The sequence below is a fragment of the Ulvibacter antarcticus genome, from assembly GCF_003688405.1.
Lineage (GTDB): Bacteria > Bacteroidota > Bacteroidia > Flavobacteriales > Flavobacteriaceae > Ulvibacter > Ulvibacter antarcticus.
In genome coordinates this window covers 16,825-38,110 of the sequence record NZ_REFC01000017.1, presented here as the reverse complement: position 1 = coordinate 38,110, position 21,286 = coordinate 16,825, and the positions used below count along the sequence as shown (strand labels likewise).

The following is a 21,286-nucleotide window of genomic DNA, read 5'->3' as shown; positions in this document are numbered from 1 at the left end:
AAATAAACCTATTAATTTAACTTAACTATTATGAAGAAATTATTGCTTCTCGCTGTGTTTGCACTTGCCACAGCAGTAACTTATGCCGGAGGGTATCGTGTTAGTCTTCAGGGAAATAAGTCCTTGGCAATGGGACATACGGGAGTTGCTGTTGTTAACAGTAGTGAACTTGTATTTTTTAACCCTGCAGGTTTGGTATATCTGGAAAACAAATTAAGTATCTCTGCTGGAGCCAGTGGAGTGTTTTCGAACGTTGCTTACCAAAATGAAACTACTGGTGCTAGCTCGATGACGGATAGCCCGGTTGGAACACCACTTTATTTTTATGCATCTTATAAAGCGACCGATTGGTTGGCATTGGGTGTAGGTGTTTATACGCCTTACGGAAGTTCTGTTGAATACCCGGATGACTGGGCGGGATCACATTTAGTGAACAACATTGACTTGGCTGCAATTTATATTCAGCCAACGATTTCCCTTAAATTTAATGATAAGTTTAGTGTAGGTGGTGGACCAATTTTTGTTATTGGATCTGTTAATTTCAATAGAAACTTATCAAAGACACTTTCAACTATTGAAGGAGAACGTTCTGAAGTAACTCTTGATGCTTCAGGAGTAAATGCTACGGGATGGGTTGCTAGTGCAATGTTCCATGCTACTGATCAAATAACAATAGGTGCAACGTACCGTTCAGAAATTATTATGGAAGCAAGAGATGGGGATGCAACTTTCGAGAATATTCCTAATTCTCCTTTAACTCCTTTTCCAGCTTCTACAACCTTTAACGCGGATTTGCCATTACCGGCTGAAATGACCGTTGGTCTTTCTTATAAGTTCTGTGAAAGATTTTTATTTGCATTTGATTTCAACCGTACTTTCTGGGATGTATACGATTCGTTAGATATTGATTTCGCTTCGGAAGACGTACCGGATTCTTTTAATGCACGTAATTATAAGAACAATTCAATATATCGTTTCGGACTTCAGTATGACGCTACAAAGATGTTTACATTAAGAGCTGGTTACTATTTTGATGAATCTCCGGTACAACCTGGATATTTTGCGCCAGAAACACCAAGAAACGATAGTAATAACTTTACTGCCGGACTTACTGTGAATGTAGGATCACATCTTCAAGTTGATGCGTCTTTCTTATATTCTCACTTCAAGGAAGTTGATGCTTCATACGATTACTATGTTGATTCTACGAATGGATCGACTGTTCCATTTGGTGGAAAGTACAAAACGAATGCCTTTGTTCCGGGCTTAGGGTTGACTTATAAATTATAATTCAAAAAAATTCAGAAAAGATGAAAAATACATTTAAAATAGTATTAGGCTTACTAGCCATCGGTTTGGTAAGTTGTGATGCAGAGTTTGAGACTGCGGTTTCAGACGAAGGATTTTACGACAGTGGATCTGCAGATCTTTCAAGATATGTAGCAGTAGGAAACTCACTTACGGCAGGATATGCTGATGGTTCATTATACCTTAGTGGACAAGAGAATTCGTATCCAAACATTATGGCGCAGCAATTTGCTTTCGCAGGTGGTGGAGATTTCACTCAACCATTAGTAAACGATAACTTTGGTGGTTTGCTTAGTAATGGTACTCCAATTCCCGGATTCGGTACTAGATTCGTGCTTTCGGTAGATGATCAGGGCAATAGAGCTCCTGTTCGTTTAGACGAAATGCCAACTACAGATATCTCAAACGTATTGCCTGGCCCATTTAACAATATGGGTGTTCCTGGAGCAAAAAGCTTCCATTTATCAACACCAGGTTACGCAACTTTGAATCCTTACTTTACTCGTTTCGCGACGAGTACAAGTACAACGGTAATTGCTGATGCAGCTGCTATGAACCCAACGTTCTTTACGCTATGGATTGGTAACAACGACATCTTAAGTTTTGCTACTTCAGGTGGTACAGGTGTGGATCAGACAGGAAATTTTGACCCTTCAACTTATGGACCAAACGATATTACAGATCCTAATGTATTTGCTGCTGCTTATAGCGGACAAGTAGATGCATTAACTGCTAATGGTGCAGATGGAGTTTTATTAAATATTGCTGACGTAACTTCAATTCCATATTTTACAACGGTGCCTTTTGCTCCATTGAGTCCTTTGGATCCTAATTTTGGACCTCAGATCCCAACTTTAAATGCAACATTTACACCTTTAAATCAGGCATTTGCATTTTTAGGAGTTCCTGAGAGATCAATTGTTTTTTCACAGACAGCGGCGAGTAGTCTTGTGATTCATGATGAAGGCTTAGCAGATCTTTCTGCTCAGCTTGCAGCAGTTTTAGTAGGTGGAGGTTTAGATCCGGTGACTGCTGGATTATATGGTCAACAATTTGGACAAGCAAGACAGGCAAATGCTGGTGATTTACCAGTGTTAGTGAGTTCGGGTGTAATAGGAAAATTAAACCAAGGTCGTTTTGACGCATTGGTTGCTGCAGGTGTGCCTCCAGCGACTGCAGGTCAATTATCTGTAAACGGTGTGACATATCCTATGGAAGACCAATTTGTATTAGTTCCTGTTGAACAACAAATGATAGCCACGGCTGCAGCTGCTTACAATGCAACAATTCAGGCAATTGCCGATGCCAAAGATTTAGGTTTTGTTGATGCAAAAGCTAATTTAGCACAAGTAGCAAATGGAGGTGTTGTGTACGATGGCGGTGTATTAACATCCACATTTGGTACAGGAGGGGCATTTTCTTTAGATGGTGTTCACCCAACACCAAGAGGGTACGCATACGTTTCGAACCTAATAATAAACGAGATGAATCGTAAGTACAACGCTCATATACCAACAGTATTGATCAGCGATTACGCAACTATTACTGCTGCTAATAATAATTAAATAGTTAGTAAGAGTTTATAAAATTCTTTAAAGACCGTTCTCATGTAAATGAGAGCGGTTTTTTTTTATCTTTATTCTAAAATTTAAACTATGAAACTTATCTTAAGATTATTTTTAACTGCTGTTGCGGTGATTATTCTGGCTTATGTACTTCCGGGTGTGGGCGTAGAAGGATTTACATCGGCTGTAATTGTAGCTGTTGTACTGGCATTGTTAAGAGCGATTGTAAAGCCCGTTTTGGTATTCTTAACCCTTCCGGTCACCATAATTACGCTTGGATTGTTTTTATTGGTTATAAACGCCTGTATCATCTTAATGGCCGATTATTTTGTGGATGGCTTTACTGTAACAAATTTCTGGTGGGCATTACTTTTTAGTTTACTGTTATCTTTCTTACAGTCCATACTTTATAGTCTTTTGAAGGACAAATAATTCGCAGAATTTCAGCAGCTGAAAAGTTTGCTGACTTCCTTAAAAAATCTTACTTTTGCACCCGCTTTGCCGGCGTGCAAGCATCAATTTTTAAAGGAAAATTTTTTAGAAAATGAATATTACAAAAAAAGACATTGATACATTAAATGCTGTTGTAACAGTAGATATCAAGAAAGAGGATTATTCAGATAAGGTACAATCTGTTTTGAACAATTACCGTAAAACCGCGAATATTCCTGGCTTCAGAAAAGGACATGTACCTATGGGAATGGTTCAGAAGCAATACGGAAAAGCAGTATTGGTTGAAGAAGTAAACAAGATTTTACAGGACAGTTTGCACAATTTCCTTACGGAAGAGAAATTAGATGTGTTAGGAAACCCATTACCAAAGAACGAAATGGAAATCGATTGGAATACCGACGATTTTTCTTTCGAATTTGACTTAGGTCTAAGCCCGAAATTTGATGTTGATGTAAAAGCAAAGACGATCACCAACTACAAAATAGTAGCCGATGATAAAATGCTTGACAATCAGGTGAAAACCATTCGTAAGCAATATGGAAAGTTGATTTCCAAGAAAGAAGTAGCTAAGGAAGATGAGATCACGGGAACGTTTACCTCTTCAGAAAAAAACATTGAAAATAAAGCAACGCTTAGTACGGAAGTAGTAAAAGGAAAAAAACAACTTTCTGCTTTACTAGGAGCTAAGGTTGGTGATACAGTTACTTTGAAGACTAAAGGGATGTTTGGTGATGATCATGATAACCAAAAGTATCTTGGAGTTGAACATGAGGATGCACATGGATTGGACATTGAAGTTTCTTTAAAAATAGAAGAAGTTAATAAGCGCGAACTTGCCGACATGAATCAGGAGTTTTTTGATAAGCTTTTTGGGGAAGGAGTGGTTTCTTCGGAAGCTGAGCTAAAAGCTAAAATCAAGGAAGATGCGGAAAAGCAATTCGAACAACAAAGCGACCAGAAATTGTTGAATGATGTTGTTGAATCGCTTATCGATAACACGAAATTTGAACTTCCAGGGGCGTTTTTACAACGTTGGATTCAAATGTCGGGAGAAAAGCCGCTAACGGAAGAAGAAGCAAAAGCCGAATACGAGAGAAGTGAAAAAGGATTACGCTACCAATTGATCGAAGGAAAGATTCGTAACGAAAATAAAATTCAAGTAACTTTTGACGAATTAAAAGCGCATAGCCGTGAAATGATTAAAGGTCAGATGGCTCAATTTGGACAAATGAATCCTTCAGATGAAGAGTTGGATAATATCGCTTCAAGAATCCTGTCGAATGAAGAAGAAGTGAAACGTATTAGCGAACAGTTGAATACAAACAAATTGCTTCAGTTTTTTAAGGAAAATGCAAAACTGAAGACTAAGGAGATTACTTATGAGAAATTCATTAAAGAAGCTTACGAGTAATTCAGCAATAAAATAGTTATATTTAGGCGTTGAATTTAACAGTTCAACGCTTTTATTTTTTTAGAAAAACGTTTAAAATTTTATGAACTACGGAAAAGAATTTAAAGACTTTGCAATAAAGGATCAAGGGATCAATAGCATGTATTACGATCAGATCGTAAGTAGCATGTATCCTACAAATCTTACCCCAAATATAATTGAAGAGCGACAGATGAATATTGCTATATTCGATGTGTTCTCTCGTTTAATGATGGATCGTATCATCTTTTTGGGTACTGGAATCAACGACCAAGTTGCTAATATTGTTCAGGCACAGTTACTGTTTTTAGAAAGTACGGATGCTTCGAAAGATATCCAGATTTATATCAACTCTCCGGGAGGTAGTGTATATGCCGGACTTGGAATTTACGATACGATGCAGTTTATTAAACCTGATGTCGCGACTATCTGTACAGGAATGGCAGCTTCTATGGCGGCGGTTCTTCTTGCAGCAGGTGCCAAAGGGAAGCGTAGTGGATTAACACACTCTCGTGTCATGATTCATCAGCCAATGGGTGGTGCACAAGGACAGGCGAGTGATATTGAAATTACAGCCAAAGAGATCATTACGTTAAAAGAGGAGCTTTATAAAATTATTGCTAAACACAGTGGCCAGACCTACGATAAGGTATATGAAGATAGTGACAGGGATTACTGGATGAAAGCAGATAAAGCATTAAAATACGGTATGATTGACGAAATTTTAACGAGAGATAAGTAAACTGTACTCGAAAATTGAATTTTCAGAAAAGAAATTATGTCTAAAGAAGTTTTAGAATGTTCATTTTGTGGCCGTAAAAAAGCCGAAACTAATCTGCTAATCGCCGGACTGGATGCACATATCTGTGATCGTTGTATAGAGCAGGCTCACGGCATCGTTGTGGAAGAAGCATTGCATTCGACCAACAATGAGTTGTCGAGTGAGTTGATGCTTAAAAAACCCAAGACGATTAAGGCGTTTTTAGATGATTATGTAATTGGACAAGAATATACGAAGAAGGTGATGTCTGTTGCTGTTTATAATCACTACAAGCGATTATTACAGCCAAAGACCGATGATGATATAGAAATACAGAAAAGTAATATCATTATAGTAGGGCAGACAGGAACCGGTAAAACCTTAATAGCAAAGACTATAGCGCGCATGCTTAATGTGCCTTTAGCGATTGTAGATGCGACGGTATTAACGGAGGCCGGATACGTTGGAGAAGATGTAGAAAGTATCTTAACCCGATTATTACAAGCTGCCGATTATAACCTCGAAAAAGCCCAAAATGGGATCGTATTTATAGACGAGATCGATAAAATAGCACGGAAAAGTGACAATCCATCCATTACCCGTGATGTAAGTGGTGAAGGGGTACAACAGGCTTTACTTAAACTATTGGAAGGTACTGTGGTAAATGTTCCGCCAAAAGGGGGACGTAAGCATCCGGATCAGAAGTTTATAGAGGTTGACACTGAAAATATACTCTTTATCGCCGGAGGGGCCTTCGATGGTATTGAACGCCATATTTCTAAACGTCTAAATATGCAGGCAGTTGGATTTAGTGCTTCGAAAAAAGAGGATGGAATGGAACGTGACCATATGTTGAAATACATCATTCCTAAAGATCTTAAAGATTTTGGGCTAATACCCGAAATCATAGGTCGACTTCCGGTCTTGGCTTATATGAACCCTTTGGATAAAGGGACTTTAAGAGCAATTTTAACAGATCCTAAGAATGCTATCATCAAGCAGTATAAAAAGTTGTTTGAGATGGACGGCATAGAATTGATAATTACTGAAGAAGCTTTGGATTTTATAGTCGAAAGGGCGATTGAGTACAAACTTGGAGCCAGAGGATTGCGTTCGCTATGTGAAGCAGTGCTCACAGATGCTATGTTCGAACTTCCTGGAACCGATGATAAGAAGCTTCATGTAACAGAAGATTATGTTATAGAAAAGCTTAATAAATCCACAATCAAGAAATTGAAAGCTGTTTCTTAAACTGTTTTCTTCGGAAAAATACGAACCGCAACGATACTGAAAGGTGTTATTGCGGTTTTTTGTTTTAATTTCTACTTTGAACAGGCAAACAATCATTTCCGAAGCTATATAAAAAAAGAATCCCCAACTTGGCTGTCAGGGATCCTGGAATATAAAAACTCACTTACTTAAACTTCGTTTGTATCATGGCATTGCAACCACTGTTTTCACCTTTTTATTAAGAACTTTCTGCTGCATTAATTCTTTCTTGTTCTTAAGGGTGTATCCTGCGATTTCAATATCGCTATTTTGTATACTCGAGACGGTGCCACAAGAGGTGAGCGAGAGTCCGAATACTGCTACGACTAATATTATTATTAATTTTTTCATTGCGAGGGTTTTGTTGATAACAGGACAAACATAGCGCGTAAGAAAAGGACTACCAAAAGAATTAGTTAAAGCGAATCAGATACTCGTTGAAATGCATCAATTTTTTAAATTATCGTTGAAGTGTTGTAAACACTCGATTTACGGCGTTTTGTTCGTCGGAAAAATCGTGTTTTTAATCGATGTTGTGGGAATTTAAATATTTAGGATAAGAAGCTCTTCAATAAAATCTCGGGAATTAGACAGCCTCGGAACCTTATGTTGCCCTCCTAATTTGTCTTTTTCCTTTAACCAATCATAGAATAATCGCTCTCTTGCACAATGAATTTTTGGAGCATTGAGCGTCATATTATTGAAACGTTTTGCTTCATAATCACTATTTACATGCTGTAATGCTTCATCAAAGAGTTTTGAAAAGTTAGATAAATCATTTGGAGGTTTCTTAAATTCAATAATCCATTCGTGAGCACCTTTATCTTTTCCTGACATAAAAATAGGTGCCGCTGTATAATCTACAATCTCACTTTCCGTTAGTTGAGAAGCCTTTTTTAGTGCAGCTTCCGCGTTTTCTATAATTAATTCTTCACCAAATACATTAATATGATGCTTCGTTCTACCGGTTACTTTTATGCGATATGGACTGGTCGATGTAAACCGTATTGTATCACCTACTTTGTAACGCCATAGACCGGCATTGGTAGTGATAATGATGGCATAATTTACGCCTTCTTCTACCTCGCTCAATGGGATAACTTTTTCTTCGGAAGAACCATAAGAGTCCATTGGAATAAATTCGTAGAAAATTCCGTAGTCAAGCATTAATAGTAAATCTTTCTCATCGTTTCTATCCTGAATAGCGAAGAACCCTTCCGAAGCATTATAGGTCTCATAGTACTTAACTCCAGAATTAGGAAAAATCTTTTTATACTGATCTACATAAGGGTCGAAGCTCACGCCTCCATGAAAATACACCTCCAAATTAGGCCACACTTCCAAAAGGTGTTGTTTACCCGTGGTTTCAATGACATTATTGAGTAAAACCAACATCCAGGAAGGAACACCTGCTAAACTGGTAACATTTTCCTTTATCGTTTCATCAACGATCGCCTGCATCTTGTTTTCCCAATTCGCCATAAGTGACACGTCATTACTGGGTGTGCTGCTAAATTCGGCCCAAAATGGCATATTGTCTATAAGTATTGCCGATAAATCTCCAAATATCGTCCCATTCTCTTGATACAACTCCTTACTTCCTCCCAAACGCAGACTTTTACCTGTAAATAACTGAGAATTCGGATTGTTATTTAAATACATGCACAATAGATCCTTACTCGCAGCGTAATGGCAATCTTCCAACGAATCACTGCTCACCGGTATAAACTTACTTTTGGCATTTGTAGTCCCACTAGACTTGGCGAACCATCGAATAGGAGTAGGCCAGAAAATATTACTTTCTCCTCTACGAGCTCGTTCAATTTGCGCCTCATTTTCTTCGTAAGTAGTAATCGGAATGCGTTCAGCGAATTGTTGGTAGTTTTTAATGCTCTCGAAATCGTATTGCTTCCCGATTTCGGTAAATTTTGCCTTCGAGATCAAGGTGCTCAATAATTCTTCCTGTACTTCAATAGGGTACTTCAGAAACAACTCGATTTGATGAAATCGTTTCTTTAAAAACCAAGATGCGATTGAATTTACAATGGTTATTGGCATATTTTTGACCTATCTTTATGCTATAAAAATAACCATTTTCTTCTTATGAATTACGTAGGAGTTTTAACAAAAATGAAGACTGAGAACGGGTCTCCTATACAATACTATCTAATTTTCGAGAATGACTTCCTAAATGTCAATCAATTACTGGATAAAAAAGTGTCGATTAGCTTTTTAAAATACCAGTGTTTAAATTGCAGTTTAGACAAGAAAATCTACCGACAAGGCTTTTGTTATGACTGTTTTTTCGAAATTCCTCAAGCTGCCGATTGGATTATGAGGCCGGAGCTAAGTACGGCACATCTTGGAAAAGAAGATCGTGATCTGGATTACGAGAAAAAGGTGCAATTACAACCTCATATTGTTTATTTAGCCAATAGTAGTAATGTAAAAGTAGGTGTTACCCGTAAAAATCAGGTGCCTACACGTTGGATCGACCAGGGAGCGCATGAAGCTATAGAAATCGTCGAGGTTCCCAATAGATATTTGGCTGGAATTACTGAAGTTGCATTAAAAGACCATGTTGGCGATAAAACTAACTGGCGAACGATGCTTAAAAACGAAATTAAGGATGAAAACCTTATAGACTGGCGAGAAAAACTTAAACAGTTTATTCCAGAAGAGGCAATGAATTATTTTATAGAAAACAATTCCGAAACCCATTTGAAATTTCCGGTGCTTCAGTATCCTAAAAAACCAAAAAGTCTTAATCTGGATAAAACACCTTTTTTTGAGGCTGTATTAAAAGGCATCAAAGGGCAATATCTCATATTTGACGATGATACCGTTTTTAACGTTCGCAGCAACGAGGGTTATGTGGTTACTTTAAAAATGACTTAACTAATTAACATCCGTATTCCCTGAGCCGTCGAAATTACCACTAAGATAATCCCAATTATTCTGTACATTTTGGTGTTCTTTCCACGTTCTTTATCTTCAAATTTCGCACTTAACTTTCCGTAGACATAGAGTGTAACCCATTTACCAATGTATACTCCTGCAAAAAACAACATTAAAAAAAGTAAGGGACTCACTTTAGAGATAGAAATTATATACTGTTGTGCTAATGATACTGCTAGAATATAATATAAAACTCCGCCCGGATTGAGAAACCCAAGTAGAAAACCTGTAATAAATTTTGAAGGACGTTTTTGACCTGATGAATCTACCTTGAAATCAACATCTACTAGCTTAGGGAATATAAAGAGAAACCCAATAATAATAAAAATAACAACAGATGTTATCTGGATCCATTGATTGGTTTCAAAAAAATTGGCGATACTATTGCTATAGAATACCGCAATGACAGCTAACATCATTTCACCTAATCCGGCGCCAAAAGCAATAGGTAATGCCTTAGGAAGTGATTCTTCTTTAGTTGTTGCAATTACAGAAATATTAGTAGCACTCATCGGGATAGTACCCAATATGCTAATAAGCATTCCCAAAAGTAAATACAATAGAAACATGCGCCTATATCAGTTTAATTTCCGGTTTTTGTACTGTCCGTTTTTTTCTTTTTGTTTCCGAAGATACCACCCAAAATATCCGTTACCACTTTGGTTGTAGTTTCTTTTGATGTTGTTTCTCCGCTAGTCGTTCCAGTGGTGGTTTTGGTTGAATCGGTAGGTTTAGTTGTGTTGCCGGAAATAATATCGCCTAAGATATCGGTGCCTTTGGTAATTAACTCCTGCTTTTGTTTTTCTATTAATTTTTGTGTCAGTGATTTTACGGCTGCTTCAGTGTTTAATTGAAACTTCGGACTCGTAAACGTACCTGATAAGCCTACCGGTATAGAAACTGTAGTTGTCTCCGCCTCTTTTGGGTCCAATTTGGCAAGTAGTTTAGTCACATCACTACCTAGGAATTTTGCCGGCACGTCCAGCATAAGACTGTAGTCGATGTTTTTGTCCAGACCATGACTTCCGCCGGCAGTAACATTGATACCTTTTACATCGAAAGTAAATGGTTTCACAACAATATATCCATTGTTAAAAGTTAGGGCAGTGCTAAGATCTCTTAAGCTAAGTTGGTTGATATTTAAGAACGGAACCTGTTCTCCAAGTTTATTTAACAAAGGTGCTTTATTAGGATCCACTTCTGCTGTTAGAATTTTTGCCAATGCATTTCCAGCCAGCGAATTTAGTTGAGGTGTAAGATCACCGTTTAGGTTTCCACTTAATTTTAAGGTGGTATTTAAACTCCCTTGTAATGCGCTCGCTATTGGTGCGATAAATTTCAACAAGTCCAACTGATTAAAAGACTGCGCAATATCGATCTTCTTCAAATCGAGATCCATTGTAAAGGAAGGCGTATTGTTTTTTGTTGAAACATTTCCGGAGAGGGCAACATCTCCACCCAAAGTAGAAGTTGTAACGTTCGATAAAGTTGCCGCCTCGTCTTTTATCGTTACTGTTCCTTTGGTGTTATTGAGAACCAGATCATCATAAATGACTTTCCCTGCTGAAAAATCTATTGTAGCATTTAGGAAATCCGGGATTTTTACTGATTTCGCTTCGGAAGAATTCGCGTTTCCTCCTTTAGATTTGGTTGCTTCTGAAGCATTTTCCGAAGCCATAAAATCATTCAGGTTAAAGGTGTTTGATTGCACCTTAAATCGGCCTCTTAAATCCTGTTTCGACATTAAAAAAGGGATTAGATTGTGTATGTCCCCGCTAGCATTAATGTCTGTTTGTCCGGATGTTGCATTTAGCTCATTCAAGTTAATGTTATTACCACGAAGCATCGTGATTGCCGCCTTTGAAATCTTAATATCATTTTTAAATCCGGCATTTTTGTAATTAAAGTTGGTGAGACTTGCTGTTCCGTTGGTGCTTACGTTTTCATATTTTTCTTTTTCTATAGATGCCATGTCAAATTTTGCAGAAAGGTCCGCTTTAAAGACACCGCTCAAGTCCTGGTCAAGCTCCACGGGAAGTACTTTTTCTATATTGGCAAGATTCAAGGTGCCTTTCATGGCAAGATCGACCAACATATTGCCGGTTAAATTTCTAATGTCACCGTGAGCGGTAAAAAGTTCATCATCGATCTTAAAAGATAAACTGCTAATGGTAAGATAGGTATCGTCTAAAAGTCCGCTGTCATTTTTTAGTTGTGCGTTGATAGATATATTTTGTACTGCTTTTGGTAAATCAGGATATTTAAAAGAGGCATTATTACTTGCAATTTTAATGTCCAGTTTTGGGATATGGGTTTCATCTACCACGCCTTGTATAAGTCCGTCGACAGTAAAATTACCTGTTGTAGTTACCCCGTCGAGATTTTTTACATATTCCTTCGGAATAACTGCTAGAAAGTTTTTAAAATCGGAAGAAGGAGTTTTAAAGTTGATGTCAATCTCGTTATTCGTTTCATTCACTTTTACGAAGCCATTGAAGGTAAGAGGTAATTCATTTATTTTGGCTTCATTCTCTAAGAAGGTATATTTTAGGTTATCAAGATCCATTTGAATCACCGCATTCAAAGACACATCATTTTCACTTAGATATTCCACATCTCCAAGCCTCATAGTTACTTTGGCTGTAGTTTCTGTGTCAAGTTCAGATTGAGATAAAGAAAAGTCTCCTTTTCCGCTGTGATTTACATCTTTCAGCATCATAAATGTTTGAGTGGACTCATCCAAATAGTTGATACGCGAATTTTTCAACTCATATTTTTTAAGTCCGAAAGTGAAGCCACTATCATCTGTGGAAGTTTCGGAAGCGATTGGTGCATCTTTCTTTATGGCAATATCATAATTATTCTGGCCGGTAGAATCTATTAAAATATTTACCAAAGAATTTTCCAGTAACAGGCCATCTACTTCAATAGGGTTGTCCCCACTTTTAAACAATTGGGTAACACCCATATTGATGCTTAAAAGAGAACCTTTAGCAAGTGTGTCACCTTCAAATGGAGCGCGGTTTATCACGCTAAAATTCCTAATAGTAAGCGCTGCGTCGGGGAAATTTCTGAAAAGACTAAGATCAAATTCTTCCCAGCTTACATCTGCGTTGATGTTTTTGTCGATAGTGTTTTTCGCTAATTTTTCCATTGTTCCTTTCAGAAATAAAGGGGATAATGCTAAAAGTAGAATGACGACTGCAAGAAATATCCCTGCTATTTTAAGTATTTTTTTCATAGTTTCTAATTCTGTAATATCAATTCTTCACCCATTTTTAGTCCGAATTTCTTCCGAAGTGCAAAAACAGCGGCATATAGAAATGGAGTGTCAAGTATGGCAATTAAAATTTTAAATATAAACCCACTTAAAAGAAGCGGTCCAAATAATGACCATTCAATTTTTCCAAAGCTGCAAAGAAGTATCAATACGGTAAATGTGTCGACAAACTGCGATGAAAAAGTGGAAAAATTATTCCGAAGCCAGAGGTGTTTTCCTTTCGTAAGTCTTTTCCAAAAATGAAAGATTTGAATGTCAAAGTACTGTGCCAATAAATACGCGATCATGGAAGCAAAAACGGCAATGGCGGTAGCGCCAAAAACGCGGGTAAATAATGGATCGTCTATAGGGCTCCAGGTAGTTGCGGGCACCGAATCTGAAGCCCACACAATTAAAAGTGAAAAGAAAGATGCGAAAATACCTGCCGTGACTAATTCGTTTGCTTTCTTTTTTCCATAGATCTCACTAATGATGTCTGTTATTAAAAAAGTAATAGGATAGGGTAATATCCCAACCGATATTTCGAAGGTATAGATTCCGAAGAAATCCCAGTAAAAAAATTTCTGAAAAATTAAATTCGAAACTACCAATGAGGAAATAAACAATGCACCTAATATCAAATAGATGCGATCGGCTAACATTTTATTTTTTACAGTAAGTGTCGCCACAATGGTTTTTAAAAGGGATAAAGATACTAGGAAGTATTTTTCTTTTCGTTAATTTCGTGCTAATTTAGTAGGGCATTATTTTATATTAATTAGTGCCTTTACCAATATTATAGAGCGATAAGAGTTTACAAAACTTCCTAAAAAATTTATACAAGATCAAAGCTTTACAGAACATATATTTTTCCCTCGGAAGCAATCAGGGAAATAAGTTTGAGTATCTTCAAAAGGCCGTAAATGCTATTTTTGAAGAGATTGGAACTGTTTTGAAGATTTCGGCAGTGTATCAAACTCCGGCAATGGGGTTTGAAGGTGACGATTTTCTGAATTGTGTGATTCAGGTTCAAAGCCGACTGTCCTCAGGAAAGCTTTTAGATAAGATATTGGCTATTGAGAAAAAAATGGGAAGGGAGCGAAATGACAACGATTCCTTTACTTCCCGACCCATCGATATAGATATTTTGTTTATCGATGACTTGGTCAAAGACACAAAATCGCTCAAAATTCCTCATCCACATTTACAAGATAGAAGGTTTGTGCTTCAGCCAATGGTTGATCTTAATCCTGAGTTTGAGCATGCTATTCTTAAAAAAAGTATGATACAACTTTTGTCTGAAACTTCAGACAAAAGCATTATTTCGAAGCAATCAAAATGGCTTCGAAATCCTATTAAAGATTACGATCTTTCAAAGTATAACTATATCGCCATTGAAGGAAATATTGGCGCCGGGAAAACAAGTCTGGCATCGCAATTGTCGTCCGATTTTAATGCGAAGCTTATTTTGGAACGTTTTAAGGATAATCCGTTTCTACCTAAGTTTTATAAAAACCAGCAGCGTTATGCTTTTCCATTGGAGATGTCATTCTTGGCCGATCGATACCAACAATTGCTAGAGGATATCACCCAATTTGATTTGTTTAAAGATTGTGTGATTGCCGATTACGACGCATACAAATCGTTGATATTTGCCAAAGTGACATTGCAGGATGAAGAGTTCAATCTGTACAAAAAGTTATTTCATTTGATGCATAAAGAGCTTCCAAAACCGGATGTTTATGTTTACTTATATCAAAATACAGAGCGCTTGCTTGAAAATATTAAAAAAAGAGGACGTTCTTATGAGCAAAGTATAGAAGCTGAGTATCTGCAAAAAATAAACGATGGTTATCTAGATTTTATAAAATCACAGCATAGTGAAACGATCAAGATTATAGACATTTCATCTTTAGACTTCATAAAAAATCGCAAGGACTATTTGACTGTGCTAAAACAGATAATATCGTAATTTATATATTGCTATATCACGATAAAGCTTTATGAACATGTAGTTTTTACAACTATCGTTTCAGCTTGCAGAAAAGATCCCAAAGTACAATTCCAGCACTAACAGCTATGTTTAATGAATGTTTGGTTCCAAACTGCGGGATTTCAATTACTGCGTCACTTGCGGTAACCACATTTTGAGCAACACCTTTTACTTCGTTCCCGAAAACGACTGCATAGGTTCTATTTTTATCCGTTTCAAATTTATCAAGCATAATGGAGTTTTCCGATTGTTCTATTGACGTGACGAATACACCTTCTTTTTGCAGTTTCTCAATGAGCGGGAGTGTATCTTCTGCATATTCCCAATCAACACTATCGGTTGCTCCTAAAGCCGTTTTTTGGATATCTTTATGAGGAGGAGTTGCAGTAAAGCCACAGAGATAGATTTTTTGAATTAGAAATGCATCTGCGGTTCTAAATACGGATCCAATATTATTCAAACTACGAATATTATCGAGTATAATAATAAGCGGTGTTTTTTCTGATGAAATAAACTCTTCGGAACTTATTCGGTCTAGTTCGCTATTTTTTAACTTTCGATGTTTCATGATCGCAAAACTAAAATTTTAATTTCATCAACACTTAGCCTTTTTTGAAAAGCTTTGAAAAATAAAAACAAGGGCTATAAATTATTCTTATAGATTCTTGAAATTTTATAGAGATTACGGTAAAATAAATAATATTTATAATAACACAGCAGAGTAATAAAGTTTATATATTGAAATTCATCAAAAGTCAATATCATTTTAGAGCATTAATTGTTTTTGACCACTATGGACGTCCGCTAGGTTAAAATACGCTCTTAAAATCTATTGTTTTAAGTTTTTTACCTTTTGCGGTCTTATTTGTGAAAAACTTTCAATAAATATCAATCAGTTCTATTTATAAAAAAGTGCAATTTCCTTATTTTTACTAGTTCAGAATATTCTGTGTGAAATAAAAAGATACCTGCCTGAGCAGGTAATGATATGGCAAAAAAAGTCACGCCTTTAATGAAGCAATATAATACCATCAAGGCGAAATATCCTGATGCATTATTACTCTTTCGTGTGGGTGATTTTTATGAAACATTTGGGGAAGATGCAGTAAGGGCTGCCGGTATTTTGAATATTACACTCACCGCTAGAAATAACGGAGGTGATAATGTAGCGTTGGCCGGTTTTCCACACCATTCATTAAATACGTATCTGCCTAAACTTGTAATGGCCGGTTGTAGAGTCGCGATTTGCGATCAGTTGGAAGATCCAAAGCAGACTAAAACCATCGTAAAAAGAGGCGTAACTGAGTTAGTAACTCCAGGGGTGGCTTTAAATGATGATATTCTTCAGTCGAAATCTAATAATTTTTTGGCGGCTGTACATTTTGGTAATTCCCGAACTAAGACTATTGGAGTTTCATTTTTGGATGTTTCAACGGGAGAGTTTTTAACTTCGGAAGGATCTGCCGAATACATCGATAAGTTGCTTCAAAATTTTAACCCTTCCGAAGTGCTTTTCAGCAAACAAAAAAGAAAGTTATTTTCTGAAACTTTTGGGGATAATTTTCATGTGTTTCATCTGGAAGATTGGGTTTTTCAAACAGATTACGCTTCCGAAGTACTTCTGAAACATTTTGACACCAAGAATTTAAAAGGTTTTGGAATCGATCATCTCGAAGATGGCGTTGTTGCATCCGGAGCTGCATTACACTATCTAAGCGAAACGCGGCATACCAAATTACAACATATCTCAAAAATTGCCAGAATTGCAGAAGATGATTATGTCTGGATGGACCGTTTTACCATTCGAAATCTCGAGTTATACCATTCTACTCAGCAAAATGCAGTAACCTTACTAGAAGTAATTGATAAGACAATTTCTCCCATGGGAGGCAGATTGTTAAAGCGCTGGATGGCACTCCCGTTAAAGAATGTGGAAAAGATAACCCGAAGACATGAAATTGTAAGTTATCTGCTTGGTAATGAGTTGGTTTTAGGTAAGATACAGTCTCATATTAAGCGAATTGGAGATTTGGAACGGTTAATATCAAAGGTCGCAACGGCTAAAATCAATCCGCGTGAACTTGTTCAATTGAAGAATTCTCTGGAAGCCATTATTCCAGTAAAAGCTCAGACGTTATTATCTGAAAATGAATCGGTCAAAATTATTGGGGAGCAGCTTCAGGATTGTGAATTGTTGAGAGAGAAAATCAAGACAACACTAAATGAAGAAGCTCCGGTAAATATTTTAAAAGGAAATGCAATTGCTCCTGGTTTTAATGATAGCCTGGATGAGTTAAGAAATATTTCAAAAGGTGGAAAAGACTATTTGGATCAAATGGTGGCTCGTGAAATTGAACGAACCGGCATTAGTTCTTTAAAAATTGCTTCCAATAATGTATTTGGCTATTATATTGAAGTAAGAAACACCCATAAAGATAAAGTGCCTGAAGAATGGATCCGGAAACAAACTTTGGTTTCGGCAGAGCGATATATAACTGAGGAACTTAAGGTATACGAATCCAAAATATTTGGCGCAGAAGAGAAGATTACAGCTTTAGAGCAAGAGATTTTTGCCAAATTGGTGACATGGAGCTTGCAGTTTATTGGGGTTGTGCAGCAAAATGCAGCTTTGATTGCCGAACTCGATTGTTTGTGTTCTTTTGCTAGTCAGGCGAAAATAGCTAATTATTCCCGTCCGTTATTCGATGATTCCTTCGATTTGGACATAAAAGAAGGGCGGCATCCGGTGATAGAAAAGCAACTCCCACCTGATAATCCATATATCGCAAACGATGTGTTTTTAGATAGGGAAAATCAGCAGTTGGTGATGATTACGGGTCCGAATATGAGTGGTAAATCTGCTATTTTACGACAGACTGCCCTTATTGTATTGTTGGCGCAGATGGGAAGTTTTGTTCCGGCAAAGGCCGTTCGCATGGGCTATGTTGACAAGATATTTACTAGAGTAGGAGCCAGTGATAACATTTCAATGGGTGAGTCTACTTTTATGGTTGAAATGAATGAGACTGCGAGTATCCTTAACAATATTTCTGAACGAAGTTTAGTGCTTTTAGATGAGATAGGACGAGGAACCAGTACGTATGATGGAATTTCTATTGCCTGGGCTATCAGTGAGTATTTGCATGAGCACCCTTCGAGAGCTAAAACTTTATTTGCTACTCATTATCATGAGATTAATGAAATGACCGAGACTTTTGCTCGGATTAAAAATTATAATGTTGCAGTTAAAGAATTAAAGGATGATGTTCTTTTTCTTCGGAAACTGGTGCCTGGAGGTTCACATCACAGCTTCGGAATTCATGTTGCAAAGATGGCGGGAATGCCACAGGCTGTATTACATCGCGCAAATAAAATACTGAAAAGACTGGAGAAATTACATTCTTCCGAAGAATTGACAGAAGAAATGAAGGCTATTTCCAAAGATGAAATGCAACTCAGTTTCTTTAAACTAGATGATCCGTTGTTGGTAGAGCTACGTGATGAAATTTTGGATATTGATATCGATACCTTAACACCGGTGGAAGCCTTGATGAAACTTAATGAAATTAAGCGGATGTTACAACGAAGTGCTTCAGTAAAAATCAAAAAATAAAACTTAAAAAGGCTTCGAAATTGTCATTTTATAGCTTATACCGCTCTGTAAGAGGAGGTTTTCCAGGCGTCTGAATCATTAAAATATCTTAAGAAAAACCTTTGGTATTGGTATAAAAATTTTAAATTTGCAGCTGCTTACTCGCAACAGTGCAATGGTACTAAAAGTAAGTTATGTTCTTAAAAATCGCGAAAATAGCTCAGTTGGTAGAGCGCCACCTTGCCAAGGTGGAGGTCGCGGGTTCGAATCCCGTTTTTCGCTCGAAAGCGAGACCTCACAAGGTCGCGGGTTCCCCCGAAGCATCGGGGCCGTTTTTCGCTTATAATTAAATACTACCAGGTTACAGACTGTAACCGATTTGCTGATGTGGTGGAATTGGTAGACACGCCGGACTTAAAATCCTGTGCTCTTTTGGGCGTGCGGGTTCAAGTCCCGCCATCAGTACATAGAAAAACCGTAACTTGTTATTTTATAACTTGTTGCGGTTTTCTTGTTAGTGATTTAGTCAGCGATTAGTCAGTATTTTGAAAATATGTGATCAATGAAATTTTCATGTGCCACTTTTAATCAATAAATTGAACTCAATCAATTTTAATAATTGGAGAGAAATATGATTTAAATTAAAAACCAACAGATTTTAAAATTTTGGACGGAATAAATTAGAATTAGATTAATAAAATTATGTCATGTTGTTATTTAATTCTTCGAAATCAATAATTGGTAGAATAAAATTGGGAGGTAGACTATTTGATTTTTGAGATAAGATCCCTCTACTAGTACCAACACATACAGATGCTAATAGTCTTAATAAATCTTGATCTATTTCAATAATCTTCCCTTTCTTCCTTTTTATTTTTTCAACACTTTCAATTTGAAATAAGAAGTAAGCATTAAATTCAAAAAGTAATTTATTCTTCTGATTTAACTTTACAAATGCTTGGAGTGTATAAGAGATTCCTACTTTATCTTTTGCATTCTTTATAGTTTCTATATTGAAAGTTTGGTCAATTTTTAAAATGTCAAAATCGTCTTTTAATTTAATTAATGCATCCTTGTCAACTTTAAACAAGATTTCTTTTAAAGATAATATTTCAAGTCCTAAACTACTCATCTACTTTTATAAGTTTACTTATTTTGTAAGATATTTCTTTATTTCCTTTGGTTGTTTTTTTACTGGGTTTTATCCTTTTGTATTCGCAGGCTGGTTCACTTGCGAAAAGAAATTTACCTTCAATTATTTTGGTTTGTGAATAAACTGTATTGATTGAATTTTCATCACTCAAATAAATTATCTGTTCTTTTTTGTTAAATTCTTCACCACCAACAGGTATTATGATTGTTTCTTCTAATACACTTTCTAATTTTGTTATAGTTTTTATCGTAAAATTATGCACTCCTGAAGTCCATTTACTCACTTGAGATTCAGACTTACCTAGCATAGAAGCCAGTTCTTTTTGAGAAATTCCTTTATAGATTAATATAGCATTAATTCTTTCTGAAATTTCAAATGCTCTATCAATATAAAGATCAATTGACTTCTCGTTGTTACTAAAAAATGAAAAGTCTTCTGTTGAATGCTCTAATTTTGCCATAATTAATAGAATAAAGGATCATCATTATCATTAATGAGATCACGATAATATTTATTTAGTGTGCCGTCTTGAATATAATTGTTAAAAATAGTAGTAAAATGGTTTGCTTCATGAAAGTAAATAGACACATTACTACAATCCTGTGCTTTCTTTTTTGTTTTGTCACCACCATTCATAAGAATAACTATATTATCTGATAAAATAATACAATAAACGCGTAGCCCATAAATTCCAAGTTTGTTCTTTCTAGAGGGATATTGCAAGGCTAAGCCAAATGCCTTTCCTTCCATTTTAAATTTATTTGTTTTTGCGCCAAATTTGTCACCAATTAATTTTAATTGAGATCTAATTTCAATAAGATCACTTAGTACTCTAGAGTCACTTGCGCCCAAAAGTATCATTCTATCTGTAAAATCCTTAAATTCGGATTTTTCAAATCCTTCTTTTTGAATAGAATAGTACCTCACCTTATTAAATGAAAGTGTCTTTAGTGCTAGTAATTTAAATTCCAAATTCACTTATAAGTTAAGTGCAAATTAAACAATTTATTAAATCATATGTGTTAAAAATGAAATAAATTATTTTATTGCGATTAAAAATCAAATTGAATTAACTAGGGAGTGATTAAATATACAATAGTTTTTTTATTCTGAAGATTATTAAGTATAAATACAATCTTGACAAATGAATGATTTTTTATTAGTAATGTTTTCTATGCTTAAAATAGATCGCTTTAAAGTAGATATTAAGATAGAATAATGCCAGTAAACTTATCGAGTAATTTTCCCTCAGTAAAACTTTTATATCCTTCTATTTTCTTACTGGAAATGCACCATTGTTCTTCTACAAAAAATGAAGAGATAGAATAGAGTAAACATTTTTTAGTACCTTCAGTTATGCACATAACAAATTCGCCTACGTCAATTGTAGCATTGAACTTTTCAATATTTGATAAATTCTCAAATTCTTGGATTTTCATATTTAAAAAAAGGTTCTTTATTGACAGGCTAAACAATGTAGGTCTTGTTAATTCTATATACATGCGTTATGACCTCAAAATAGTCTTTAAAGTATTAATTTTTACTAG

General features: G+C 36.1%; 19 protein-coding genes and 2 tRNA genes. 11 read left to right on the top strand and 10 right to left on the bottom strand.

Annotated features, from left to right (window positions below; all coding sequences use genetic code 11):
* The first annotated feature begins 30 nt into the window (after positions 1–30).
* The 6 genes from BXY75_RS16535 to clpX all read left to right on the top strand — a co-directional run bounded on the left by BXY75_RS16535 (position 31) and on the right by clpX (position 6,766).
* Positions 31–1,290: an OmpP1/FadL family transporter gene (locus BXY75_RS16535; protein WP_121908890.1), complete on the top strand. Its 1,260-nt coding sequence runs from the start codon at positions 31–33 to the stop codon at positions 1,288–1,290.
* Between the two features lie 20 nt (positions 1,291–1,310).
* Positions 1,311–2,873 (top strand): SGNH/GDSL hydrolase family protein, encoded by a 1,563-nt coding sequence (locus tag BXY75_RS16530; RefSeq protein ID WP_121908889.1) that lies wholly within the window; start codon positions 1,311–1,313, stop codon positions 2,871–2,873.
* A gap of 90 nt (positions 2,874–2,963) precedes the next feature.
* The gene (locus tag BXY75_RS16525; RefSeq protein ID WP_121908888.1) at positions 2,964–3,305 is read left to right on the top strand and encodes a phage holin family protein; all 342 of its coding nucleotides are present in this window, start codon (positions 2,964–2,966) and stop codon (positions 3,303–3,305) included.
* Positions 3,306–3,417: 112 nt separating this feature from the next.
* The gene (gene tig, locus BXY75_RS16520; protein WP_121908887.1) at positions 3,418–4,737 is read left to right on the top strand and encodes a trigger factor; all 1,320 of its coding nucleotides are present in this window, start codon (positions 3,418–3,420) and stop codon (positions 4,735–4,737) included.
* Positions 4,738–4,819: 82 nt separating this feature from the next.
* Complete coding sequence (gene clpP / locus BXY75_RS16515; RefSeq protein WP_121908886.1) at positions 4,820–5,497, top strand: ATP-dependent Clp endopeptidase proteolytic subunit ClpP; 678 nt, start codon at positions 4,820–4,822, stop codon at positions 5,495–5,497.
* Between the two features lie 36 nt (positions 5,498–5,533).
* Entirely contained in the window at positions 5,534–6,766 is a 1,233-nt protein-coding gene (gene clpX / locus BXY75_RS16510) for an ATP-dependent Clp protease ATP-binding subunit ClpX (RefSeq protein WP_121908885.1), read from the top strand.
* 183 nt (positions 6,767–6,949) lie between these two features.
* Here clpX and BXY75_RS16505 read toward each other — a convergent pair whose 3' ends face one another.
* Positions 6,950–7,135, bottom strand: a complete 186-nt coding sequence (locus BXY75_RS16505; protein WP_121908884.1) for a hypothetical protein — start codon at positions 7,133–7,135, stop codon at positions 6,950–6,952.
* 192 nt (positions 7,136–7,327) lie between these two features.
* Positions 7,328–8,842 carry a GH3 auxin-responsive promoter family protein gene (locus tag BXY75_RS16500; RefSeq protein ID WP_121908883.1) on the bottom strand — a complete coding sequence of 505 codons (1,515 nt, stop codon included), beginning with the start codon at positions 8,840–8,842 and terminating at the stop codon, positions 7,328–7,330.
* Between the two features lie 45 nt (positions 8,843–8,887).
* Here BXY75_RS16500 and BXY75_RS16495 point away from each other — a divergent pair, with 45 nt between their 5' ends.
* On the top strand, positions 8,888–9,682 hold the full coding sequence (locus tag BXY75_RS16495; protein WP_121908882.1) for a DUF2797 domain-containing protein: 795 nt from the start codon (positions 8,888–8,890) through the stop codon (positions 9,680–9,682).
* Here BXY75_RS16495 and BXY75_RS16490 read toward each other — a convergent pair.
* The 3 genes from BXY75_RS16490 to BXY75_RS16480 are packed head-to-tail and all read right to left on the bottom strand — an operon-like array spanning position 9,679 to position 13,663.
* Positions 9,679–10,311, bottom strand: a complete 633-nt coding sequence (locus BXY75_RS16490; protein WP_147437308.1) for a hypothetical protein — start codon at positions 10,309–10,311, stop codon at positions 9,679–9,681. The genes BXY75_RS16495 and BXY75_RS16490 overlap by 4 nt on opposite strands.
* A 14-nt stretch (positions 10,312–10,325) precedes the next feature.
* Positions 10,326–12,983, bottom strand: a complete 2,658-nt coding sequence (locus tag BXY75_RS16485) for an AsmA-like C-terminal region-containing protein (RefSeq protein WP_121908880.1) — start codon at positions 12,981–12,983, stop codon at positions 10,326–10,328.
* Positions 12,984–12,988: 5 nt separating this feature from the next.
* Positions 12,989–13,663 (bottom strand): queuosine precursor transporter, encoded by a 675-nt coding sequence (locus tag BXY75_RS16480; protein WP_121908879.1) that lies wholly within the window; start codon positions 13,661–13,663, stop codon positions 12,989–12,991.
* A gap of 182 nt (positions 13,664–13,845) precedes the next feature.
* Here BXY75_RS16480 and folK point away from each other — a divergent pair, with 182 nt between their 5' ends.
* Positions 13,846–14,973, top strand: a complete 1,128-nt coding sequence (gene folK, locus BXY75_RS16475) for a 2-amino-4-hydroxy-6-hydroxymethyldihydropteridine diphosphokinase (RefSeq protein ID WP_121908878.1) — start codon at positions 13,846–13,848, stop codon at positions 14,971–14,973.
* A gap of 52 nt (positions 14,974–15,025) precedes the next feature.
* On the opposite strand, the gene BXY75_RS16470 is transcribed toward folK, so the two are convergent.
* A complete protein-coding gene (locus BXY75_RS16470; RefSeq protein WP_121908877.1) occupies positions 15,026–15,562 on the bottom strand; it encodes an RNA methyltransferase in 537 nt (178 codons plus the stop codon).
* Between the two features lie 420 nt (positions 15,563–15,982).
* On the opposite strand from BXY75_RS16470, the gene mutS reads away from it, so the two are divergent.
* The 3 genes from mutS (at position 15,983) to BXY75_RS16455 (ending at position 19,051) form a co-directional block, all read left to right on the top strand.
* Positions 15,983–18,607: a DNA mismatch repair protein MutS gene (mutS, locus tag BXY75_RS16465; RefSeq protein WP_121908876.1), complete on the top strand. Its 2,625-nt coding sequence runs from the start codon at positions 15,983–15,985 to the stop codon at positions 18,605–18,607.
* A gap of 188 nt (positions 18,608–18,795) precedes the next feature.
* Positions 18,796–18,868, top strand: a tRNA-Gly gene (locus tag BXY75_RS16460).
* A 99-nt stretch (positions 18,869–18,967) separates the two neighbouring features.
* A tRNA-Leu gene (locus tag BXY75_RS16455) sits at positions 18,968–19,051 on the top strand.
* A 235-nt stretch (positions 19,052–19,286) separates the two neighbouring features.
* On the opposite strand, the gene BXY75_RS16450 is transcribed toward BXY75_RS16455, so the two are convergent.
* From BXY75_RS16450 to BXY75_RS16435, 4 genes are all read right to left on the bottom strand, one after another.
* A complete protein-coding gene (locus BXY75_RS16450; RefSeq protein WP_121908875.1) occupies positions 19,287–19,718 on the bottom strand; it encodes a hypothetical protein in 432 nt (143 codons plus the stop codon).
* The gene (locus BXY75_RS16445; RefSeq protein ID WP_121908874.1) at positions 19,711–20,199 is read right to left on the bottom strand and encodes a helix-turn-helix domain-containing protein; all 489 of its coding nucleotides are present in this window, start codon (positions 20,197–20,199) and stop codon (positions 19,711–19,713) included. Before BXY75_RS16445 ends, BXY75_RS16450 begins: the two co-directional genes overlap by 8 nt.
* Positions 20,200–20,201: 2 nt before the next feature.
* The gene (locus BXY75_RS16440) at positions 20,202–20,711 is read right to left on the bottom strand and encodes a hypothetical protein (protein WP_170152917.1); all 510 of its coding nucleotides are present in this window, start codon (positions 20,709–20,711) and stop codon (positions 20,202–20,204) included.
* Between the two features lie 233 nt (positions 20,712–20,944).
* Positions 20,945–21,178 carry a hypothetical protein gene (locus BXY75_RS16435; protein WP_147437307.1) on the bottom strand — a complete coding sequence of 78 codons (234 nt, stop codon included), beginning with the start codon at positions 21,176–21,178 and terminating at the stop codon, positions 20,945–20,947.
* Positions 21,179–21,286 lie beyond the last annotated feature (108 nt).

Excerpts from the sequence above, each read along its gene's own strand:
- mutS (WP_121908876.1), top strand. The coding sequence starts at position 15,983 with ATGGCAAAAAAAGTCACGCCTTTAATGAAGCAATATAATACCATCAAG.
- BXY75_RS16495 (WP_121908882.1), top strand. The coding sequence starts at position 8,888 with ATGAATTACGTAGGAGTTTTAACAAAAATGAAGACTGAGAACGGGTCT.
- BXY75_RS16500 (WP_121908883.1), bottom strand. The coding sequence starts at position 8,842 with ATGCCAATAACCATTGTAAATTCAATCGCATCTTGGTTTTTAAAGAAA.
- BXY75_RS16490 (WP_147437308.1), bottom strand. The coding sequence starts at position 10,311 with ATGTTTCTATTGTATTTACTTTTGGGAATGCTTATTAGCATATTGGGT.
- BXY75_RS16435 (WP_147437307.1), bottom strand. The coding sequence starts at position 21,178 with ATGAAAATCCAAGAATTTGAGAATTTATCAAATATTGAAAAGTTCAAT.
- clpX (WP_121908885.1), top strand. The coding sequence starts at position 5,534 with ATGTCTAAAGAAGTTTTAGAATGTTCATTTTGTGGCCGTAAAAAAGCC.
- BXY75_RS16535 (WP_121908890.1), top strand. The coding sequence starts at position 31 with ATGAAGAAATTATTGCTTCTCGCTGTGTTTGCACTTGCCACAGCAGTA.
- BXY75_RS16480 (WP_121908879.1), bottom strand. The coding sequence starts at position 13,663 with ATGTTAGCCGATCGCATCTATTTGATATTAGGTGCATTGTTTATTTCC.
- BXY75_RS16525 (WP_121908888.1), top strand. The coding sequence starts at position 2,964 with ATGAAACTTATCTTAAGATTATTTTTAACTGCTGTTGCGGTGATTATT.
- tig (WP_121908887.1), top strand. The coding sequence starts at position 3,418 with ATGAATATTACAAAAAAAGACATTGATACATTAAATGCTGTTGTAACA.
- BXY75_RS16445 (WP_121908874.1), bottom strand. The coding sequence starts at position 20,199 with ATGGCAAAATTAGAGCATTCAACAGAAGACTTTTCATTTTTTAGTAAC.
- BXY75_RS16485 (WP_121908880.1), bottom strand. The coding sequence starts at position 12,983 with ATGAAAAAAATACTTAAAATAGCAGGGATATTTCTTGCAGTCGTCATT.
- clpP (WP_121908886.1), top strand. The coding sequence starts at position 4,820 with ATGAACTACGGAAAAGAATTTAAAGACTTTGCAATAAAGGATCAAGGG.
- BXY75_RS16470 (WP_121908877.1), bottom strand. The coding sequence starts at position 15,562 with ATGAAACATCGAAAGTTAAAAAATAGCGAACTAGACCGAATAAGTTCC.
- BXY75_RS16530 (WP_121908889.1), top strand. The coding sequence starts at position 1,311 with ATGAAAAATACATTTAAAATAGTATTAGGCTTACTAGCCATCGGTTTG.
- BXY75_RS16450 (WP_121908875.1), bottom strand. The coding sequence starts at position 19,718 with ATGAGTAGTTTAGGACTTGAAATATTATCTTTAAAAGAAATCTTGTTT.
- BXY75_RS16505 (WP_121908884.1), bottom strand. The coding sequence starts at position 7,135 with ATGAAAAAATTAATAATAATATTAGTCGTAGCAGTATTCGGACTCTCG.